We start from the raw sequence: 22,080 nt of genomic DNA, 5'->3' as shown, positions 1-22,080 counted from the left end.
GCTTTTCAATCTAAAAATGAACCATTACTATATATTATTTATTTTTTTCTTTCAATTAGTTTATTTATCACATATTTATTGTGCTAATAAATAATTAAATGTTTTTTTGCTACAAATTATAAGATTTTTTTGAAATAGGATTAGCTATTCTTTAAAAAATCTTATTCAATCCACGAAGTGTGTTAAGTTGCACTTCATTTTCTTATTTATCGTATAAAGCGAAATTTCCTATTGACTTTTATATAAAACAGTATAAGTTTCTTTACAATTTAATTTTTTGTAAAGAATTTATGCTCGGCTATGAAAAAGAACAGAGAAGCTTAACAAGAGAACAAAAAGAAGCCACAGGAATTTTATCTACAGCTACTTTTCTTGAGTATTTTGATTTAATGTTGTACGTCCATTTAGCAGTATTGTTAAATGAATTGTTCTTTCCTAAATATGATTCTAGTGCAGCTTCTCTTCTCTCTGCCTTTACCTTTTGTTCTACCTTTATATTTAGACCACTAGGAGCATATGTTTTCGGTCGAATAGGTGATAAATTAGGACGAAAGTCTACTGTTATTATGACAACTACCTTAATGGCTTTATCCTGTATAATTATGGCGAATGCTCCTACTTATGAACAAGTAGGTTATTTTGCTGCTGTATTAATCACAATTTGCTGTGCAATTCAAGGTATGGCTTCTGTAGGTGAAATAGTGGGAGCAGAACTTTATTTAACTGAAATTACAAAACCACCTATACAATATCCCGTAGTTTCTTTTATCGCCGTAGCATCAGTAATTGGGACAACTGCTGCTTTAGCTATAGCATCTTTGGTTACTACTCAAGGATTTAATTGGCGTCTTGCCTTTTGGATAGGTGCAATTATTGCAGTTGTAGGAGGCTATGCTAGAACTCATCTTAGAGAAACGCCTGATTTTGTAGATGCAAGTGCTAGACTTTTACGAAAATATGAAAAAGCAAATATCGACAAAAAAGAATTAAAAAATGATGAGATTTTTAACCAGAAACCTAATAAGAAAACAACTATATATTTTTTTATAATGAGTTGTGCTTGGCCTATATGTTTCTACTATACTTATATTACTTGTGGTGAAGTTTTAAAGAATTCATTTGGATATAGTGCAGCTCAGGTTATTCATCATAATTTTATTATTTCAATGTTCCACCTAGTTAGTATGTCTTTAATATGTTTTCTAAGTTATAAAATATATCCTTTAAAAATTCTTAGAGTAAAATTAGCTTTGCTTTTTATATTTATGCTATTTTCGCCATATCTTTTGAAAAGTATAACCACACCTTCTCAGCTTCTTTTAGTTCAAATATGCTTAATAATATGTTCATTTGATACCGTTCCTGCTGTTTCAATCTTTTTTAGACATTTCCCGGTTTTTAAACGCTTTACTTATAGTAGTATGATATATGCTGTTTCTAGAGCATTAATGTATATAATCACTTCGTTTGGAATTATATATTTAACAAAATATTTGGGTCAATATGGTTTGTTTGTTGTGATGGTTCCATTACTTATAATTTGTATGTTTGGTCTGAATCATTTTCAAAAGCTGGAAAAAGAAGCAGGTTATTCATAGTGAATAATGATATTTGTTTTTGTTGAGAAAATTTATCTTTGTATAAAAACCTATAGCAAATTTCATTAAATTTTTCTTCAATTTCATAACACTCTAAATGTATAGCAACAACTAGAAATTTCTTAAATGTTTCCACAATGATCTTCTTCGCTTTTTCAGGCGATTTAGCACCTAAGGTTTGTACATTATGAATACGATCAAATAATTTTATGAGTGCTGTATTATATCTTTTTTGTTTGATTAATAGGTTTAAGCTTTCCTCGGCACTGATTTTTCCATAAGGTTTGATTCTAGTTAAACCCTCTACATGCTTTGCAACTTCTAGTCCAAAAATTTCGGTGATCATCTCTTCATTAAGCTCAGTATCCTCAATAGTATCGTGAAGTAGAGCGGCATTTATCATGTTAGAAGTAAAAAGCTTAGGGGCTTCGTCTGCTACAAACTCCGCAAGCATAATCGCTACTTCAATTGGGTGAGAGTAGTAAGGATCGCCCGATTGACGCATTTGCAAGCCGTGATATTTACGGGCGTAGTAGATACCTTTTTTGACTTCTTCTATATCAACAGGATTTTTTACTTTAGTGTTTAAATATTCGAGTTTATCAATCAGCTTTTTAGCGTAAATGCAAATTTCAAACTTTTCTTTCCAAGAGCTTATATCTTCCATAAAAGTTATTTTATTTATATTAATAATAGTTGATTACAATTAAAGCAAAAGTTAAAAAATTGCAATAACAAATAATTTTTTAACTTTAAATAGATTAATAACTTTTGATTACATTGTATTTAAACAACTTCATTCTGTTTTATTATTTACTTTAGCTTCTTGTTCTTGCTGTAATTTATACTCTGCTGCTTTTTCTTCTATATAGTTAAAAAAGAAATAACAAAAAGTTAAAAAACTAGTGAGAATAATAGCAAATGTTATTAATATTAACTTAAGCTCTTTCCTTGCATTTTGAGCTTTTAAACGCTTTTCCTCCTCTTCATCTATTATTAGCTCAGAGATTAAAGTTTCTTCTTCTTTATTTTCCATATTTTAACTCTTAAAAATTAGATTATATTATGAATGACAGAGTTTAATTATCATTTAAGAGAAGTAATCTATAGAAGTAATTAAAATAAGTCAATAACTATAATTATTGATTGTAATAATTATAGTTTTATAAATTTAGTTCGCCTATAAATATCAATTATTTAAAGTTGAAAAAGATTATCATTAACAGAAAGGAATAACATTATGAATAAAAAAACAATAAAAGAAAAATTTAATAATGTAGTTAAAGCTATTTACAATGCTTATAACGGTGAAATCACAGAAGAACAAGCACGACAAGCAGCGAGGAATTTTATCGCATTTTGCCAAAAGCTTATAGAGGTACAAACTAGATTAGAAAAGGAAAAAAATAATAAAACGTAAAGTTTAATTGACTTTTTTGGGAAGTTATATATAGAATTATACCCGAAATAGTAAAACACTATTTCGGGGCTTAGAAACCTCTTGCAATATGGTATATGCAGCAGCCATTAGACATCTTTCCAAACCAGCTTATAGAGAGGAATTTAAAGGAGACACGGAAGTGCTTGCCACCGCAGCGTACACTTTAGTACGTGAGGATGCGAGTCTAGGCTCGACGTATAAATTACCTCTAGAAGCGAAGTTTAGAAAGATGTCTTATATGATGCAATCCTCAGTACTTATGGTTGGGGATGACGATAGACATGTCCAGAGCTTAAAGTTTACTTTGAGCTTAAAATCTATTGTGAACTGTTATTGCGGTTTTTCTAACTCCCCAACCACCATGAAATATTTTGTGGTGGTTAAAACTTAAAAATCTAAGTTTAACTAAACGGGGTAAATCAAAATGACTTCCACTAAAAAAATAATAATCTTTCTAACACCACTCTCAAATTCTGAAAATCGTAAGCGTCGCAACGCACTTCTTAATTCATATTGTCGGCAAAATAATTTCACTATATTAAAAATCTTAGAACAAAGCTCATTTGATCATGCTATTTTACGAGAGCTGGTTAATCAAATCATACACGAGCCTAAAGGAACCATTACTGCTTTTATTGAAGATAAATTATTAAACACTCCAAACAGTATAGTTCTCTTTTCAGTAATTGGGACTTTATATTTACTTGGACTGATTAAAACGGAAATATATAATAAATCTTATACTGAGTTAAAACTTTGTGGTTCAATACTTGATGATTTTTTAAGTATTGCGACCTTTAATCTTAATTTTTATATTCCAGGATAAATTATAGTATGCTAAGATATTGCTTTTAAAAATAAGTAATTATCAGTGTCAAAATTTTCTTTTAATATTCATCATCAGAATAAAAAAGCTAGAAGCGGTGTTATCACAACTGCACACGGTGAGATTCGTACTCCCGCTTTTATGCCGGTCGGGACTAGAGGAACCGTTAAGGCAATGCTACCTGAATCGGTAGCCGAAACTGGAGCGGACATATTACTCGGAAATACTTACCACTTAATGCTTCAGCCGACTGCCGAGCGTATAGCACGTCTTGGCGGTCTGCATAAATTCATGAATTGGGATAAGCCGATATTAACCGATTCCGGTGGTTTTCAGGTAATGTCGTTATCGAAATTACGCAAGATAACCGAAGAAGGAGTAAGTTTCAGCTCTCATATTAACGGTGATAAATATATGTTAACGCCTGAGCGTTCTACTGAAATACAACATTTACTCGGTAGTACGATCACTATGGCTTTTGATGAATGTACGCCTTACCCTGCAACCTTTGAAGAAGCCAAAACTTCTATGCAGTTAACGACTAGATGGGCGAATAGATCACGTAATGCTTTTGTTAAAAGAGATGGATATGCACAATTCGGTATTATTCAAGGTAGTGTTTACGAAGAATTACGTGAGAAATCAGCTAAAGATTTAGTAGGACTCGATTTTGAGGGCTATGCTATAGGCGGGCTTGCAGTAGGTGAAGGGCAGGGGCTTATGTTTAAAGTACTTGATTATGCTCCTGATTTTCTGCCACAAAATAAGCCGCGTTATTTAATGGGAGTCGGTAAGCCTACTGATATTATCGGTGCTGTACGTCGAGGTATAGATATGTTTGACTGCGTAATCCCGACACGTTCAGGACGCAATGGTCAGGCTTTTACCAAATACGGCACGGTAAATATCCGCAATAGCAAATATGCCGATGATAACGAGCCGCTTGAACATGATTGCCTATGTCCTGCTTGTAAAAACTATAGCAAAGCTTATCTACATCATTTAGTCAGAATCGGTGAAATACTTGGTGCAATGTTAATGACGTGGCATAATCTAATATATTTTCAAAACCTCATGAGCCGTATTAGAGAATATATTAAACTAGGTAAAGATTTTGATTTTGAGTCTTAAGTTGACTAATTATAAAGTATGCCTTATTACATGTAAACGTACTTAAGTAGGTTATGTTATGGAAAAAGTTTGTGCAGATCACACTGCCGTGGTTGTAACTAGACAAAAACAAAAACCAGTGGTTATTATGTCGCTTGAAAATCATAATTCTATGGAGGAAACTTTATATTTGTTAAAAAGCCCTAAAAATGCTGAAAGACTAAAACGAGCAATTAATGATTTTGAAGCAAATAAAAATTTTAAAATATATACCTAAGCCGTCATTGCAAGCTACTTAAAGCTTTGTTGCATGGCTCCTTAATCGTCATTGCGAGCGACCGTAGGGAGTGCGGCAATCTAGAAAAAATAATAAAAAAATGCTAAATTCAGCATTTTTTACTGGATTGCCACGTCGCTTCGCTCCTCGCAATGACGATTAAGATATCCACGCAATAATACCTTCTCGCAATGACGATTAAGATATCCACGCAATAATACCTTCTCGCAATGACGGCTTAGATATCCTATCCTTAGTTTTAAATAAAAATATGAACTACTAATGCAAAATATTGATTTAATATCTGAAGAAGAAGCAAAAAAGTTACTAGAAGAATTAGCTGATAAAATAGCAGCTTATAATCATGCTTATTATATAGAAGATAATCCTTTAGTTTCAGATGCCGAGTATGATCAGCTATTTAATATCAATCTCAAGTTAGAACAAAAATTTCCTCATTTAGTTTTAGAAAATAGTCCTAGCAAAAAAGTAGGGGCTAAAATAGCAAATAAATTTGTAAAAGTTACGCATCAAGCACCGATGCTATCTCTTAGTAATGCTTTTGATGAGCAAGACGTAAAAGATTTTGTAGATCGCATTAAGAATTTCTTACGTCTTGATGAGTTTGCTCCTATTTTTTGTGAGCCTAAAATAGACGGGTTGTCTTTTTCTGCTATTTATAAAAACGGGTTGCTTATAACGGGAGCTACCAGAGGGGACGGATATATCGGCGAGGATATAACGGCAAATGTAAAAACAATCAAAAATTTTCCTCATCAAATAGATAATGCTCCGGAGTTTTTAGAAGTACGAGGGGAAATTTACATTGAAAAACAAGATTTTTTTAACCTGAATAAAGAGCAAGAAGAGCAGGGCAGAGATAAATTTGCAAATCCCCGTAATGCTGCTGCCGGTTCGCTTCGTCAGCTTGATGCTTCTATTACGGCTAAAAGACCGCTCAAATATTTTGTATATTCAGGAGGAGTAACCGAACAGAATCTTGCTTCTTCGCAAGATCAACTACTTACAAAATTAAAAGAATTCGGCTTTAGTGTTAATGAAATATCTAAGCTTGCAGATTCCGAAGAAGAAATTTTCATCTTTTACGAATATTTAAAAACAAATCGAGAAAATTTACCTTATGAAATTGATGGGGTAGTATATAAGCTAAATGATTTTGCACTACAAAATAGAATGGGGTTTATAGCTCGTTCTCCAAGATTTGCTACCGCTCATAAATTTCCAGCTATAATAGGACAAACAAAACTACTTTCTATTACAGTGCAAGTTGGTAGAACCGGTACATTAACGCCGGTAGCCGAGCTTGAACCTATAGAAATAGGCGGGGTAACTGTTAGCAGAGCAACGTTGCATAATTTTCAAGAAATCATGCGAAAAGACGTACGGATTGGTGATTATGTATTCTTGCAACGTGCCGGTGACGTTATTCCTAAAATTACGGGAGTTGATACTCGGAAGCGTCCTAATGATACAGCAATGTTTGATACTCCGTTATTTTGTCCATCATGCAATTCTAAGCTGCACTATGATGCTGAGGATATTATTATTAGATGTGATAACGGTCTTAACTGTCCTGCTCAGAATTATGAGCGTATTCGTCATTTTGTCTCGAAAAACGCTATGGATATTGAAGGGCTTGGACGTAAGCAAGTTGAGTTTTTAATAGATAAGGGATTAATTAGCAATCCACTCGATATATTCTTTTTAAAAGAAAAAAATGAAGCTAGCTTAGCAAAACTTGAAAATATGGATGGGTGGGGTAAAAAATCCGTAGAAAATCTTTTTAAAAATATAGAAAAATCAAAAAATGTTAACTTGCCAAGATTTATATATGCGTTAGGTATAAGGCATATCGGTGAGCAAAACGCTAAATTACTTGCTAGAGAGTTTGTCAGCTATGCTAATTTTATAGCTCAAATGGAATTACTTAGCAAAAATGACTCTGATATTTATCAAAAACTAAACGATTTAGAGGGTATCGGCGATAAGATTCTAGTAGATATTATTGATTTCTTTGATATCAAAGAAAATACCCAGCTTATCAAAAAACTTGGTGAAATATTAAATATTGAAGATTACAAAGAGACCAGAGAACAAAGCAGCTTAACAGGCAAGATAGTAGTATTTACCGGTAGTTTACCGACGATATCTAGAGCGGAAGCTAAAGCAACGGCTGAGAAGCTTGGAGCTAAAGTTGCAGCTAGCGTATCATCTAACACGGATTTAGTCGTAGCAGGCGAAGATGCAGGCAGTAAGCTTAAAAAAGCTAAAGAGCTTAATATTAAAATTATTGATGAAGAAGAATGGCTTGTCATAGTAAAAAATGTTTAGGAAAAGCAACTGTTGCATTTTTTACAACAATAGCGTTAATCATGATAAAATTACTCAAAAGAAATTAAATATGTACCTATAATTATTTTGTTATTGTAGTTTTAAGTATAATATTTTATATTTATACTTAACTAACTTCTAACTATTTTTAAATTATGCACTTAGAATATAAAGTTACTATTTCAGAAAATGGCAGAATAAATATCCCTGTAAAAATTCGTGATCAGCTATATCTTTCTTCAGGTGATCAATTAATGTTGGTACTTGATAAGGAGCTAAAATTAATTCCTATTAAAAATAAAATTAAAGAATTTCAAGCATTAGTAAAATCTAAAAATAAAAATAATATATCTTTAGTTGAATCTTTAATTGAATCAAGAAAAAAGGAACTTAATAATGAATAAGTGCATTTTAGATGCCTCAGCTTTACTCGCATTATTTAACTCAGAAAAGGGTAGTGAAAAGGTTGAGGAATTATTGCCTTTATCCATTATGTCCACTGTAAATATAGCTGTAAGTAGTAGCAGAATTAGATAAGAAGTTGGATATATCGTATGTTCAGAGTAAAGAGATGATATCTGCTGCAATAAATAAAATTATATCGGTAGATTTTGAACAAGCTATGGAAATTGGACGCTTAAAAAAAGAAACTGAACGATTTGGTTTGTCTCTTGGAGATAGAGCTTGTATTAGCTTAGGATTACTTATGGGTTATCCTATATATACAGCAGATAAAGCTTGGGCTAAATTGCAATTAAGCTGTGATATTATTTTGGTTCGTTAAACTCCACAATAAGGCTGATAATTAATCTAAAATGAACTATCGTCATATTTATCATGCAGGCAATTTTGCTGATATAGTCAAACATTTAGTGCTAATTAGCATTTTAGAACAACTCAAGAAAAAAGAAAAATCTTTTGCGGTTTTAGATGCTTTTGCAGGTCTTGGTCTTTACGATTTAAACTCTGAGGCGGCTTCTAAAACTCTAGAAAGCGATACGGGTATTAATAGACTTCTTAAATCTACCTATCCTATTCCACAGCTCTTACAAACTTTCTTAAATATAGTAAATCTAGCAGGTCTTAATCATTATCCTGGTTCACCTTTTATAATTAAACAATTACTAAGACCAAATGATCGCCTAATTGCTTGCGAACTTCATCCAAGCGATTATTTGAGTTTAAAAAAACTATTTCCAACTAATACTCACAACCTTGATGCTTATAATGCTATAAAAGCTTTTCTGCCCTTTAAAGAGAATAGAGGATTAATTTTTCTTGATCCGCCTTTTGAAGTAAAAAATGAGTTTCAAAAATTGCTTGAGGCACTTAAAAAAATGAAGTTGCGAGTTCTTAATAATACCGTCTTAATTTGGTATCCTATAAAAGATGTACCTTTAGTCCGTGATTTTTACCACAATTACAAGAATATCGGATTTAAAGAAACTATAATTATTGAATATGAGCTTTTAAATAGTGATAAAAATATGGTAAAGTGTGGGTTAATGTTAATTAATCCTCCAAATATTAAAGGAGAATTAGAAAAATTAATGGAATATTTAAGTGCATCTCTTAATTTAAAATTTACGTATTATACTCGTTGAACTTAAAAAATTGGCTACGTCGTCTTTGTAAGACCTCGAATGCTCACGTATTATTATACGCTCCGCTCCTCGGCTTACAGACTCCTTACTCTTTTCCAAGTTGAACTTCGTATAACAACTCTTCATTTCACAGGAGTATAGTGATCTTTAATGTCTTTTAAAAAATATATCTTTTTACTGTTTATAGTTTTTCTTGTTCAGGGTTGCAGCAGTATTAAAGAATCTGGTGATACTACATTACTTTCTACTACTTCATCTCAATTAAAGCAAAAATATAAAATCAGCCATGCGGATTTAGTAGTACAGTATGATTTAACAAACAAAAATAGCAAATGTATATATGCAAAAAACTTAGGTCTAATAATTAATAACCCTAAACAAAATAAGATTTTTTTACAAAAATTTCATAATAAAAACCCGGCAGAATTTAATAAAGCAGCCGAAATAAAAATAGCCGATATAAAGGCAGCTGTAACAAAACTAAATTCAAAATATAAGTTTCTCTCTAAACCGGAAGCTAGCTATTTTGCAAAAAAACAAACTTATAGGAATAACATCTCGGAATTAACCAAGCTTGATAAAATAATTAGCACGATTCCGCTTATGATGCCGGAATATGAGCCGAAAATTACTAGCCATTACGGAACTAGGAAAAGTCCTCATAAAAAGAAAAGAAAAAAGAAATGTTTCCATAGCGGTATTGATTTACAAGCTAAAAAAGCAGCACCGATATATGCAGCAGCAAGCGGAATTGTTATAAAAGCTGCTAGAGCACCTGACTACGGGAATTTTGTTGAGATTAAACATGGACGCAAATTTGTTACGAAATATGCTCATTTAAAGGAAATGTCAGTTAAGGAAGGAAGTAAAATTAAGCGGGGTCAATTTATCGGTATACAAGGAAAAACTGGTAATGCTACGGGTGAACATTTGCATTTTGAAATTCTGCTAGATAATAAAGCAATAAATCCGTTTGACTTTATTTTTAACTGCCGTAAATGTTAATAAATAGGTTTTATTGTATAGTTTTATGTCATTCCTAGCTAAAAGGAGCGTTGTTGCACGGATCAACTCCACCACCGTCCACCCCGTGGCTTGTCCACGGGGTCCAGTTAAAAATACTAATATTATTAGTATTTTTAGTTGTTTTTGGATACCGTGGACAAGCCACGGTATGACACCGAGGCGTTTTTTGAGCCACTCAACAACACGAATATTAACCTAATTTATATTAATATGATCAAACTTTTATATCCTGAATTTTGGCAGAAGCGAAATATTATAGCTTATTTGCTTTTGCCTATAAGCTTGATATATCAATTTTTAGGCTATTTACGAGCTAGTTTAGCACGTCCTATTATGTTGCCTGCTAAAGTTATTTGTGTCGGTAATTGTAGCGTGGGAGGTACGGGTAAGACACAGATAGTAATGTATCTAGCCAAATTACTGAGAGCTAAAAATGTAAGTTTTGTAATAGTAACTAAGGCTTATGGTAGTAACCTTAAAAGTGCAACTACCATACATCAAGGACATACAGCATTAGAGGTAGGAGATGAGGGAGTAATACTTGCAAAATATGGAACAGTTATTGCTACTAAAAATATTAAAGAAATTTTACTGTTTATTAACGAGCTTAAGCCTGAGGTAATAATAGTTGATGATTTTCTACAAAATCCTCATTTTCATAAAGATTTTACTATAGTTTCAGTAGATAGCAAAAGGCTTTTCGGCAACGGCTTTCTAATTCCTGCCGGTCCTTTAAGACAATATCCAAATAAAGCTCTTGATGCAGCTGATTTAATTTTTTTAGTCAATAGTACCAATGATAAAATACCGAATATTTTAACTCCTTATATTGATAAGCTAATCAATGCTCAAATAGTTCCTTCAAATAATATAGATAAAACTAAAAATTATTTTGCTTTTAGCGGTATCGGTAATCCTGAGCGTTTCTTTTCGACTTTAAAAAATTATGGACTGAATATAATCGGTTACAAAATTTTTCCTGATCATTATAATTATTTACAAGCGGATTTAGAAAATTTATATTCATTGGCTAAAGAGCATAATGCTACCTTAATTACTACAAGAAAAGATCATATTAAGTTCAATGATTTAAATAATAATATTGTCTGTTTAGATGTAGAACTATCTATAAACAACCCTGATTTATTAAATGAAAAAATTTTTAAAAAAGCTCAGATATTTAATTGAGTATTTTATCGTCGTTATATTTCTTAAAGTAATAGGAATATTCGGTGTAGATAAAGCAGCAGATATTTGTAGTTTTATAGCAAGAAAAGTCGGTATATTATTTGCCGTTAATAAAATTGCTAGACGAAATATTAAAGCAGTATTCGGCGATATGTGTGATGTTGAAAAAATCATAGATCAAACTTGGGATAATTTTGGCAGATTTATAGGCGAGAGTGCTTATGTTAATAAAATGAGCGAAACCGAGTTAGAACATAGAGCTGAGATAATAGGTATTGAGAATATTAAAAAGCTAGGAGAGCAACCATTTTTATTATTTAGCGGTCACTTTGCCAATTGGGATATCGGTCTTAATCTTCTGCATAAATCTTATCCGAAATTTGCCGTAATTTATCGTAAGGCAAATAACCCGTATGTTAATAAGTTAATTAATGAAAGCCGTGCTGGTGACAAATTAAGACTTATACCGAAAGGTCCTGAAGGTAGCAGAGCTTTAGTCAGGGCTATCAAGGAGGGTGAATCTATTGTTATGCTTGTTGATCAAAAAATGAATGATGGAATTGAAGTGCCTTTTTTAGGACATCCTGCTATGACTGCAAACGCCATAGCTAAAATTGCTTTGCAGTATAAATATCCAATTATACCTTGCCAAATCATTAGAACTAAAGGCAGTTATTTTAAAGTAATAGTTCACCCGCAATTGAGTTTTAAGCAAACCGGCGATAATAAAGCCGATTGCTATAATATTATGCTTAATATTAACCAAATGCTAGGAGCATGGGTTAAGCAAAATCCAGCTCAATGGTTCTGGTTTCACAACAGATGGAAAAAATAATGTATACTCGTTTAATTTGAAAAATTGGCGTCGTTGTTTTATATTTTTTGATCCTCACGTACTAGTGTGTACGCTGCGGTCAAAAAATATAAAACGCCTTGCTCTTTTCCAAATTAAACTTCGTCTACTATTTTTCATTTATTCAGAGTAGAGTCTTTAATTTTTCCAGTACTTCTTGGGCGTGATTTTTAGCATTTACCGAACGCCAAATATGCTTAACAATACCTTCCTTATCAAGTAAAAACGTAGCTCTATCAATGCCCATATATTTTTTACCGAACATTGATTTTTCTATCCATACCCCTAATTGTTCACACAAATTTGAATTTGCATCAGAGGCCAAATCAAATCCCAAACTATATTTTTCTTTAAATTTATCGTGAGAGTCAAGCTTATCTTTAGATACTCCAATAATTACCGTATTAAGTTTATCGAATTCCGGTTTTAGCCTATTAAAATCTTGTGCTTCAATAGTACATCCTGGTGTATCGTCTTTCGGATAGAAATATAATACTACGAATTTTTCTTTTAAATCCGATAGTTTAATTATTTTATCGTTACCTATGTGCAGCGAAAAATCAGGAGCTTTTTTTCCTAGTTCTAATGTCATAATATCCTCAAATTTATTTGATATAATTAACTATACATTAGATATATTTTTTTTAAAATTGCTTTTTAAGATTATATTATTTATGATTCTGAATATATAATATTTAAGTTTAACTTTTATTAACTATTAGACCTCTTCGGAAACGAGGATTTAGAGAGGAATTTGAAGGAGACACGGAACGCAGAACCGCAGCGTACACACTAGTACGTGAGGATTCGAGTACCGGATCGACGTACAAATTACCCCTAGAAGTAGAGTTTCCCAAGAGGTCTATTTCAAAAAGAGGTGTTATGAGAACTATAGCTGAAGCACTTGAAGAATTACATAAAAACCTTAAGAATTCTGCTGAAATTATTACTGCCGACTTTAATAAAAAATGTCATGAAGTAGCGGATAAATTATCTGTCAAAATTAATGATTTAGAGGAATATGCTAAGGATAGTAAAGACCACTCTTTAGAAACTATAAAAGAGCAATATAAAAGTTTAACGAAAGAGTTGCAGGATTATCAGAAAATTAAAGATGATAAAGTAGAAGAATATAGACAAACTCTTGTAAAAAAACTTGATGATTTAAGTAAGAAAATTGAACAATATAACAATAAACATAAATAATCGGAGAATATAATGAAAAGAATATTAATAACATTCGCTACTACTGCTACCTTATTATTAACACCTAGCATTTTTGCAGATTCGCCTACTAAGGAGAAAGCAAAAGCAAATGAAGTGCAAACTGAAGAAGTAGCTACAAGCAGTACAAAAACAATTACCGAAAACTTACAGGAATTAAAAGACAATTTAACAAACCTAGCACAAACAGGGGCTGATAAATTTAATCAGAGTTTAAGCGATACTTATGATCAGATAGCACAAAGCGTTGCAGAGATAAAAAAGAATGTGAAAGATCAGAAAGATAAAAAAAGTGAAGAACTGCAAAAATCTATAGATGATGTAAAAGCAAAAATGGAAGATTATAAAAAAGCAGGAAGCAAGAAGCAAGAAGAAATACGTCAGCACCTAGTGGATAAATTAGAAGAGCTAAATAAAAATATTAACGAATATAATAAAGAAAAAGCAAATTCGTAATTTTTTAACGTCATTACGAGGAGCGAAGCGGCGTGGCAATCTCGTCAAACTTCCTGAGATTGTGCCGCACTCCCTACGGTCGCTCGCAATGACTGTGGACAAAAAATCGGTATTATTTATGACTATTACCAAAGAAAAAATTTCAGCTATGTTAAGCTCCAAATTAGGTTTTTCAAATAATTTATGCGAGGAAATAGTTAATACGGTTTTTTCTAATATTTTAGAAATAGCAAAGGAGCAAAAATTAACTTTAAAGAATTTCGGTAGCTTTGAGGTTAAACAAAAAAATCCACGTCCTGGAATAAATTTTCATACTAAATCACCGGTAATTATAGAATCAAAAAAGAATTTACGCTTTGCCCCTTCTTCCAAATTAAAAGCCCTAGTTAACGAACATGAAAAACAATAGATCAATAGACTTTTTGCATAACAAAGCTAATAAAGAGGAATTTGAAGGAAACACGGAACGCAGCACCGCAGCGTACACGCAAGTAACGGAGGATGCGAGTACCGGATTGACTTACAAATTACCTTTAGAAGCAAGTTATGCAAAAAGTCTAACAAAAAAATATTATTCTGCTAGTGAAGTAACTAAGCATTTAAATATTGCTTTACATCAATTAAGATATCTAGAGACAAAAATCCCTGATTTATCTAATTATAAAATAAATAATAGAAAATATTATACTGTTAATGATATTGATCTACTTCAAAAATCTTTAAAGAAAGATATTACATCTCCGTCTACCGATAAAGTTCATATATTACTTACCAACTTCCATAATTTATCCTTTCAAATAAAAAAAATTCTTGCCGATTCCTCTATGACTTGCGTATAGTACTTGTCATATTACGTTTTAAAGGAAAGAAAGGAGCATATTATGACAATAAGACAAATGGTAAAGCCGGTAATTATAGGTATATCCGGTCCTGAATTAACCGATGCCGAAAGAGAATTATTTGAAGAACATAATCCTTTAGGTGTAATTTTATTCCGTCGTAATGTTAGAAAGAATGATAACGGTGAGCAGGATAAAGAAACCCTTATTAAGCTTATTGCAGATATAAAAGAAGTATTAGGGGAAAATACTATCATCTCTATAGATCAAGAGGGCGGTAGAGTAAAAAGGCTCATAGCACCGACTTTTTATGATGCTCCGGCTGCGAAGGACTTTACTGAACCACAAACATGTAAACGCAATTATAGCACTATAGGCAAAGAGCTAAGAGAAGTAGGTATTAATTTAGATTTTGCTCCGGTAGCGGATTTGATTCACGAAGGAGCAGACGAGATAGTCGGAGATAGAAGTTTCGGCAGTGAGCCGGAAGTAGTTGTACCTTTATGTTTAGCTGCTATAGATGGGTTACAAGAAGAGAAAGTCAGGGCTTGTATAAAACATATTCCGGGTCATGGTAGAGCTACGGTGGATAGCCATAAAAAATTACCGATTGTCGATGCTAGTATAGAAGAGTTAGAAAAAACAGATTTTAAAGTATTTAAAGAGTTAGCGAAGCACGATAATATTAAACTTGCTATGACGGCACATATAATTTACAAAGCTCTTGATTCTGAGAATCCTGCCACCCTATCAAAAAAAGTTATAGACTATATTAAAAATAATATCGGCTTTAAAGGGCTTATTATTTCCGATGCAATAGATATGAAAGCTTTAAGCGGTAATATGGCAGATATTACCAAAGGAGTTTTAGATGCAGGCGTAGATATAGTGCTTGAATGTACCGGAGAATTTAACAAAATGTCTGAAGTTCTACGTAGTGTTTCGGAAGTTTCTATGGATAAATTTTCTGATTTACTTATTGCTTAATGCTATTCGTCATTGCGAGGAGCGAAGCGACGCGGCAATCTCGTCAAACATCCTGAGATTGCTTCGTCAATTATTCCATAATTTCCTCGCAATGACGATGAAATAGATTCGTTCAATTAACCTAAGTTAAAATTAATTAAACAATTTTATTGAAAAAATTTATTTTTACTATTAATCTGTTTTTTAATTTTTAGTTAAAGAATTAATTTTATAAATTACTTGAATAGTATTATGAACAATCTTGTGGATTTAAGTTCTAAAAGCTATAGGTAATATTTACTAAGAATAGAGATATATAGAATTTTAGGTAGCAGGAGGGGATTTGATTTGTGATATTATTAATCTGCTTAAAGAAGATTTAAATAAAGCAGATATAGAAAATGAGATATATATGCGTCTTAAAGAACCTTATTCTGTTTTAAAAAAGATGAAAAGGAAAGAAGTAGCAATTGATGGATTGAAAGACTTAATTGCATGTAGGATTATAGTTAAATCTAAAGCTCTATGCTATAATGCTTTGGACGTAGTTAAGAGTTCTCCGCATTTAGATTGGTTATACACCAAAGATTATATCAATAGACCAAAAAGCAACGGCTATCAGTCTCTTCATAATATAATGCAGCTTTTACATTCTAAACGTAATTTTGAAATACAGATAAGAAGTGAAGATATGCATAAAGATGCTGAGCTTGGTAGAGCAGCTCATTTAAATTACAAAGAAGAACAAGACCGTCATTTGAAAAAAGTTTTTGATGTTAGTAATGACACGATACTTTCTAAAGCACGTCAAATGGTGAAACAATTTGAAGGATTAGAAGAACAAATTGTAGAATATGAAAAAGAAATTATGCGTATTTGGGATACTAAATACGACGAAATGCTAAAATGGGAAAATACTGCTGAAGTGCTAATATTTAATGAAGAGTAGTTTTTTCGTCATTGCGAGGAGGCATTGTTGGATACCAGAACCGTCATTGCGAGCGACCGTAGGGAGGCGTGGCAATCTCATGAAGTAATAACAAACTCCTGAGATTGCTTCGCCTTGAGTACTACGTAATTTTTCTCGCAATGACGGTCCGTATGTCACAGCATGATGTAAATGTGATAAAAATATAACATTTATTAAAACTTTATAAAAAAACTACAGCGATGCTTGTAATTATATACAATATATAGTATGCTCAGCCCGTAGTTTAGAAACTATTGAAACAAAATATTAGGTTATTTCCTTATCAAATGTGGGATATCTTGACTCGCATTTGATAAGTTTGTTTTAATACTAGGTACTAAATTTTAACTTAAATATAGGAAAAAAATTATGGCTCAAAAACCAAATTTTCTAAAAAAATTAATTTCCGCAGGATTGGTAACAGCGTCTACTGCTACCATAGTAGCAGGCTTCGCAGGCTCAGCTATGGGTGCTGCTACACAGCAGAATAGAACGACAATTGGAGCTGCTACAACTGTTGACGGTGCGGGATTTGACCAAACTGCCGCTAATGCAAACGCTGCGGTTGCTCTAAATGCAGTTATTACGGCTAATGCTAATAACGCTATTAATTTTAATACTCCAGCAGGTAGTTTTAACGGTTTGTTTTTAGATACTGCAAACAATTTAGCAGTGACAGTTAGTGAAGATACTACTTTAGGATTTATCACTAATGCTGCTAATAACGGTAACTTCTTTAATCTTACTCTTGGTGCCGGTAAAGCTCTTACCATAACAGGACAAGGTATTACTGCTGCACAAGCTGCTGTTACAAAAAATGCTCAAAATGTTGTTGCACAATTTAATGGTGGTAATGCTATTGCCAATAATGATCTTAGTGGTATAGGAACAATAGATTTTGGTGCTGCGGCTTCTACATTAGTATTTAATTTAACAAACCCTACAACTCAAAAAGCTCCTCTTATACTTGGAGGTGATGCTGTAATAGCTAATGGTGCTAACGGTACATTAAATGTTACTAATGGATTTATTCAAGTTTCAGATAAAACTTTTGCTACTATTAAGACAATTAATATCGGTGATGGTCAAGGTTTCATTTTCAATACTGATGCTACTGCCGGTAATGCTTTAAATTTACAAGTAGGTGGTGCTACTATTAATTTTAACGGAACAGACGGCACAGGTAGATTAGTATTATTAAGTAACAACGGTGCTGCTACCGACTTTAACGTTACAGGAAGTTTAGGCGGTGATCTAAAAGGTATTATCGAATTTAACACTACTGCAGTAGCTGGTCAACTTATAGCTAATGCAGGTCCTGCTAATGCAGTAATAGGTACTAATAATGGAGCAGGTAGAGCTGCAGGATTTGTTGTTAGCGTAGATAATGGTAATGCAGCAACAATCGCTGGACAAGTTTATGCTAAAGACATGGTTATACAAAGTGCTAATGCAGGCGGACAAGTAAATTTTGGACACATAGTTGATGTTGGTACAGATGGTACTACTGCATTTAAAACAGCAGCTACTACAGTTGCAATAACCCAGAACTCGAACTTTGGTGCCGTTGATTTCGGTAATACTGCATCACAAATTACAGTTCCTGATACTAAGGTTCTTACAGGTAACTTCACAGGTGATACTAGCAATAACGGTAATACTGCGGGTGTGATAACTTTTGCTGCTAACGGTACTTTAGCAAGCGGTAATGCTGATGCAAATGTTGCGGTAACAAATAAAATTACAGCAATCGAAGCAGCAGGTGTCGGAGTTGTCCAATTATCAGGAACACATAATGCTGAGCTACGTTTAGGAAACGCTGGTTCTGTATTTAAACTTGCTGATGGTACGGTTATAAACGGTAAAGTTAACCAAACTGTTCTTGTCGGTAATGCTGCTCTTGCAGCCGGTGCTATTCAGTTAGATGGAAGTGCTACAATTACCGGTGATATAGGTAACGGTGGTGGTAATGCTGCGTTACAAGGTATTACTTTAGCTAACGATGCTTCAAAAACATTAACACTTGGCGGAGCAAATATTATCGGTGCTAATGCCGGTGGAACGATTGATTTCCAAGCTAATGGTGGTACTATTAAATTAACAAGTACTCAAAATAATATTTTAGTTGATTTTGATTTAGCTATCACTACTGATAAAACAGGTGTTGTTGATGCAAGTAGCCTAACAAATAATCAAACTTTAACTATTAGCGGTAATATTGGTACTATTGCAGCTAATAATAAAACTCTTGGACAATTTAATATCGGCTCAAGTAAAACAGCTTTAAATAGCGGTGATGTTGCTATTAATGAGTTAGTTATTGGAAATAACGGTTCAGTACAACTTGCTCACAATACTTATTTAATAACAAAAACTACAAATTCTGCAAATCAGGGTAAAATAATATTTAATCCTATTGTAAATGATAATACAACTCTTGCAGACGGTACAAATTTAGGTAGTGCTGCAAACCCACTTGCAGAGATTAATTTTGGAGCTCCAGCTGGTGCAGCAGCTGTAGACACAACATTAAATGTCGGTAAAGGTGTTAATTTATATGCTACTAATATTACTACTGCTACTCCTAACGTTGGTACGTTCAGCTTTACTGCCGGTGGAACAAATATAGTAAGCGGTATAGTCGGTGGACAGCAAGGTAATAAGTTTAATACTGTAGAATTAAATAATGGTACTACGGCTCAGTTCTTAGGTAATGCAATATTTGACGGTGAAACTACAATTGAAGCTGCTTCAACCTTGCAAATTGGCGGTAACTATACTGCAGACTTTATCGAATCTGCTGATAATACTGGTATAGTAGAATTCGTTAACGCTGATCCTATTATCGTAACATTAAACAAACAAGTTGTAGATGTCAATGATTTAAAACAACTCACAGTTTCCGGTCCCGGTAACATAGTAATTAATCAAATCGGTAATGGAGCTGGGAATGCTGTTGTAACCGATACAATTTCTTTTGAAAATGCAAGTTTAGGTGCAAGTTTATTCTTACCTAGCGGTATCGCATTTGACGGCTTAACAATTACAAGTAAGGTTGGTAATAAAACAGCTACAGGTTTTACTGCTCCTGCTGTATTCGTATCTGGTATTGATAGTACAATCGCTGACGGTCAAGCAATCGGTGATCAGGATAATATCGTAGGTCTTGTTCTTGGAAGTGATAACGGCATAATCGTTAATGCTACTACATTATATGCAGGTATCGGTACTACAAAAGACACTCAAGGTACTGTAACACTTAGCGGCGGTATTCCTAATACTCCAGGTACAATTTACTGTTTAGGTGCTGGTAATGGTACACCAAAGTTAAAGCAAGTAACAGTAACTACAAACTATAAAAACTTAGGTGATACTACTGTAGCTAATTTAATAGTTAATGATGGTTTAACCTATGAAGCAGGCGGTGTAGGTGGAGCAGATTTCGACGGTAAAATTACTCTTGGAAGTGCTAACGGTGGCTCTAATGTAATTTTTGCTGTTGGAACAGACTCTACTGCTACAAGTACAGTTGTTACCGTTAAAGCTAATGATGGTAATGTAACTTACTTAGGTAGTGCAACTGTTGGCAACATAGGTAGCTCTGAGACTCTTGTAGCTTCCGTACAATTTACAGGTCCTACCGGTTCATTAGAAAAATTACTAGGAAATATATATTCTACGGCAACCAATTTTGGTAGTACTAACTTAATTGTTGTATCACCAAATGTAGCTTTAGGCGGCGGTACTACTGCTATTAACGGTAATATCAATCTTGTTACAAACACTTTAACATTTGCAAGTGGTACTTCAACATGGGGAAGCAATACTTCTCTTAGCACAACGTTAACGGTATCAAACGGCAATATAGGTCACATCGTTATTGCGGAAAATGCTCAAGTTAATGCAACAACTACAGGAACCACAACCATTAACGTACAAGATAATGCCAATGCAAATTTCAGCGGTACACAAACTTATACTTTAATCCAAGGTGGTGCTAGATTTAACGGTACTTTAGGAGGTCCTAACTTTGCTGTAACCGGAAGTAATCGTTTCGTAGATTACGGTTTAATACGTGCTGCTAACCAAGATTATGTAATAACACGTACTAACGATGCAGCAAAAGTAGTTACTAATGATATCGCAAATAGCCCATTTGCAGGTGTACCGGGTGTAGGCCAGAACGTTACGACATTCGTAAATTCAACTAATACTGCGGCGTATAATAATCTTCTTTTAGCTAAAAATAGTGCTGATTCTGCTAACTTTGTTGGAGCTATTACTACCGATACAAGTGCAGCCGTAACTAATGCACAATTAGATGTAGCAAAAGACATCCAAGCTCAACTTGGGAACAGATTAGGGGCTCTTAGATATTTAGGTACTCCTGAAACTGCTGAAATGGCAGGAGCTGAAGGGGGGTTAATGTCTACTCCGCAAGGTCCGGTCTCTTCAGGTGACGAAGCTGTTGACAATGTAGCTTACGGTATATGGGCAAAACCTTTCTATACTGATGCACATCAAAGTAAGAAAGGCGGTTTAGCTGGTTATAAAGCTAAAACCACTGGTGTTGTAATCGGTTTAGATACGCTAGCTAACGATAACTTAATGATCGGTGCTGCTATCGGTATTACTAAAACTGATATAAAACACCAGGATTATAAGAAAGGTGATAAAACCGACATTAACGGTTTCTCATTCTCTCTATATGGTGCCCAGCAGCTTGTTGAGAACTTCTTTGCTCAAGGTAGTGCAATATTTAGCTTAAACCAAGTGAAGAACAAAAGTCAGCGTTACTTCTTCGATGCTAACGGTACTATGAATAAGCAAATTGCTGCCGGTAATTACGATAACATGACATTCGGTGGTAACTTAATGGTCGGTTATGATTACAACGCAATGCAAGGTGTATTAGTAACTCCAATGGCAGGACTTAGCTACTTAAAGTCTTCTGACGAAAACTACAAAGAAACCGGTACAACAGTTGCAAACAAGCAAGTTAACAGCAAGTTTAGCGATAGAACCGATTTAATAGTAGGTGCTAAAGTAGCCGGTGGTACTATGAATATAACTGATCTTGCGGTATATCCAGAAGCTCATGCTTTTGTAGTTCACAAAGTAAATGGTAGATTATCTAAAACTCAGTCTCAGTTAGATGGACAAGTTACTCCGTTCATCAGCCAGCCTGACAGAACTGCTAAAACATCTTATAATTTAGGTTTAAGTGCAAGCATAAGACCTGATGCTAAGATGGAATACGGAATCGGTTACGATGCTCAGATTGCAAGTAAATATACTGCACATCAAGGTACTCTAAAAGTCCGTGTAAACTTCTAATCGCTCCCGATTA

At 33.5% G+C, this 22,080-nt stretch carries 22 protein-coding genes and 2 pseudogenes; 21 read left to right on the top strand and 3 right to left on the bottom strand.

The window, feature by feature from the left end; all coding sequences use genetic code 11:
* The first annotated feature begins 290 nt into the window (after positions 1-290).
* Complete coding sequence (locus tag H6P87_RS05900; RefSeq protein WP_202069126.1) at positions 291-1,598, top strand: MFS transporter; 1,308 nt, start codon at positions 291-293, stop codon at positions 1,596-1,598.
* On the opposite strand, the gene H6P87_RS05895 is transcribed toward H6P87_RS05900, so the two are convergent.
* On the bottom strand, positions 1,534-2,265 hold the full coding sequence (locus H6P87_RS05895; protein ID WP_202069124.1) for an HD domain-containing protein: 732 nt from the start codon (positions 2,263-2,265) through the stop codon (positions 1,534-1,536). The genes H6P87_RS05900 and H6P87_RS05895 overlap by 65 nt on opposite strands.
* A gap of 129 nt (positions 2,266-2,394) precedes the next feature.
* Entirely contained in the window at positions 2,395-2,634 is a 240-nt protein-coding gene (locus tag H6P87_RS05890; protein WP_202069123.1) for an RP671a family tick cell line-upregulated protein, read from the bottom strand.
* 204 nt (positions 2,635-2,838) lie between these two features.
* Between H6P87_RS05890 and H6P87_RS05885 the strand changes: the two genes are divergently transcribed.
* The 12 genes and pseudogenes from H6P87_RS05885 (at position 2,839) to H6P87_RS05825 (ending at position 12,257) form a co-directional block, all read left to right on the top strand.
* Positions 2,839-3,018 (top strand): hypothetical protein, encoded by a 180-nt coding sequence (locus tag H6P87_RS05885; RefSeq protein ID WP_202069121.1) that lies wholly within the window; start codon positions 2,839-2,841, stop codon positions 3,016-3,018.
* 88 nt (positions 3,019-3,106) lie between these two features.
* Complete coding sequence (locus tag H6P87_RS07570) at positions 3,107-3,430, top strand: palindromic element RPE1 domain-containing protein (protein WP_202069119.1); 324 nt, start codon at positions 3,107-3,109, stop codon at positions 3,428-3,430.
* Positions 3,431-3,463: 33 nt separating this feature from the next.
* Positions 3,464-3,865 carry a hypothetical protein gene (locus H6P87_RS05875; RefSeq protein ID WP_202069112.1) on the top strand — a complete coding sequence of 134 codons (402 nt, stop codon included), beginning with the start codon at positions 3,464-3,466 and terminating at the stop codon, positions 3,863-3,865.
* 45 nt (positions 3,866-3,910) lie between these two features.
* Complete coding sequence (gene tgt / locus H6P87_RS05870; RefSeq protein ID WP_202069110.1) at positions 3,911-4,996, top strand: tRNA guanosine(34) transglycosylase Tgt; 1,086 nt, start codon at positions 3,911-3,913, stop codon at positions 4,994-4,996.
* A 58-nt stretch (positions 4,997-5,054) separates the two neighbouring features.
* The gene (locus H6P87_RS05865) at positions 5,055-5,252 is read left to right on the top strand and encodes a type II toxin-antitoxin system Phd/YefM family antitoxin (protein ID WP_202069104.1); all 198 of its coding nucleotides are present in this window, start codon (positions 5,055-5,057) and stop codon (positions 5,250-5,252) included.
* 282 nt (positions 5,253-5,534) lie between these two features.
* Positions 5,535-7,604 carry an NAD-dependent DNA ligase LigA gene (gene ligA / locus H6P87_RS05860; RefSeq protein WP_202069101.1) on the top strand — a complete coding sequence of 690 codons (2,070 nt, stop codon included), beginning with the start codon at positions 5,535-5,537 and terminating at the stop codon, positions 7,602-7,604.
* Positions 7,605-7,759: 155 nt separating this feature from the next.
* Positions 7,760-8,008, top strand: coding sequence for an AbrB/MazE/SpoVT family DNA-binding domain-containing protein (locus H6P87_RS05855; protein WP_202069100.1), 249 nt, complete (start codon positions 7,760-7,762; stop codon positions 8,006-8,008).
* Positions 8,001-8,388: pseudogene (locus H6P87_RS05850) on the top strand (type II toxin-antitoxin system VapC family toxin). Before H6P87_RS05855 ends, H6P87_RS05850 begins: the two are co-directional and overlap by 8 nt.
* Positions 8,389-8,419: 31 nt before the next feature.
* The gene (locus H6P87_RS05845; protein WP_202069098.1) at positions 8,420-9,208 is read left to right on the top strand and encodes a 23S rRNA (adenine(2030)-N(6))-methyltransferase RlmJ; all 789 of its coding nucleotides are present in this window, start codon (positions 8,420-8,422) and stop codon (positions 9,206-9,208) included.
* Between the two features lie 150 nt (positions 9,209-9,358).
* On the top strand, positions 9,359-10,213 hold the full coding sequence (locus tag H6P87_RS05835; RefSeq protein ID WP_202069094.1) for a M23 family metallopeptidase: 855 nt from the start codon (positions 9,359-9,361) through the stop codon (positions 10,211-10,213).
* 231 nt (positions 10,214-10,444) lie between these two features.
* On the top strand, positions 10,445-11,422 hold the full coding sequence (gene lpxK / locus H6P87_RS05830) for a tetraacyldisaccharide 4'-kinase (RefSeq protein WP_202069092.1): 978 nt from the start codon (positions 10,445-10,447) through the stop codon (positions 11,420-11,422).
* Positions 11,385-12,257, top strand: coding sequence for a lipid A biosynthesis lauroyl acyltransferase (locus H6P87_RS05825; RefSeq protein ID WP_202069090.1), 873 nt, complete (start codon positions 11,385-11,387; stop codon positions 12,255-12,257). Before lpxK ends, H6P87_RS05825 begins: the two co-directional genes overlap by 38 nt.
* 142 nt (positions 12,258-12,399) lie before the next feature.
* On the opposite strand, the gene bcp is transcribed toward H6P87_RS05825, so the two are convergent.
* Positions 12,400-12,867, bottom strand: coding sequence for a thioredoxin-dependent thiol peroxidase (gene bcp / locus H6P87_RS05820; protein ID WP_040256262.1), 468 nt, complete (start codon positions 12,865-12,867; stop codon positions 12,400-12,402).
* Positions 12,868-13,019: 152 nt separating this feature from the next.
* Here bcp and H6P87_RS07565 point away from each other — a divergent pair.
* The 8 genes and pseudogenes from H6P87_RS07565 to ompB all read left to right on the top strand — a co-directional run.
* Positions 13,020-13,122 (top strand): annotated as a pseudogene (locus H6P87_RS07565) (palindromic element RPE1 domain-containing protein); the annotation flags it as partial.
* 35 nt (positions 13,123-13,157) lie between these two features.
* Positions 13,158-13,481, top strand: a complete 324-nt coding sequence (locus H6P87_RS05810) for a hypothetical protein (RefSeq protein ID WP_202069088.1) — start codon at positions 13,158-13,160, stop codon at positions 13,479-13,481.
* Positions 13,482-13,493: 12 nt separating this feature from the next.
* On the top strand, positions 13,494-13,955 hold the full coding sequence (locus tag H6P87_RS05805; protein ID WP_202069086.1) for a hypothetical protein: 462 nt from the start codon (positions 13,494-13,496) through the stop codon (positions 13,953-13,955).
* A 118-nt stretch (positions 13,956-14,073) separates the two neighbouring features.
* Positions 14,074-14,364, top strand: a complete 291-nt coding sequence (locus H6P87_RS05800) for an HU family DNA-binding protein (protein WP_202069084.1) — start codon at positions 14,074-14,076, stop codon at positions 14,362-14,364.
* A gap of 106 nt (positions 14,365-14,470) precedes the next feature.
* Complete coding sequence (locus tag H6P87_RS05790; RefSeq protein WP_246438125.1) at positions 14,471-14,794, top strand: MerR family transcriptional regulator; 324 nt, start codon at positions 14,471-14,473, stop codon at positions 14,792-14,794.
* A 42-nt stretch (positions 14,795-14,836) separates the two neighbouring features.
* Entirely contained in the window at positions 14,837-15,781 is a 945-nt protein-coding gene (gene nagZ, locus H6P87_RS05785; RefSeq protein ID WP_202069075.1) for a beta-N-acetylhexosaminidase, read from the top strand.
* Between the two features lie 322 nt (positions 15,782-16,103).
* Entirely contained in the window at positions 16,104-16,709 is a 606-nt protein-coding gene (locus tag H6P87_RS05780; RefSeq protein ID WP_202069073.1) for a bifunctional (p)ppGpp synthetase/guanosine-3',5'-bis(diphosphate) 3'-pyrophosphohydrolase, read from the top strand.
* 390 nt (positions 16,710-17,099) lie between these two features.
* Positions 17,100-22,067 (top strand): outer membrane protein OmpB, encoded by a 4,968-nt coding sequence (gene ompB / locus H6P87_RS05775; protein WP_202069071.1) that lies wholly within the window; start codon positions 17,100-17,102, stop codon positions 22,065-22,067.
* Positions 22,068-22,080 lie beyond the last annotated feature (13 nt).

Source organism: Rickettsia tillamookensis, assembly GCF_016743795.2.
Lineage (GTDB): Bacteria > Pseudomonadota > Alphaproteobacteria > Rickettsiales > Rickettsiaceae > Rickettsia > Rickettsia tillamookensis.
The sequence above is the reverse complement of the archived record's forward strand: the minus strand, read 5'-3'. Positions and strand labels throughout refer to the sequence as shown.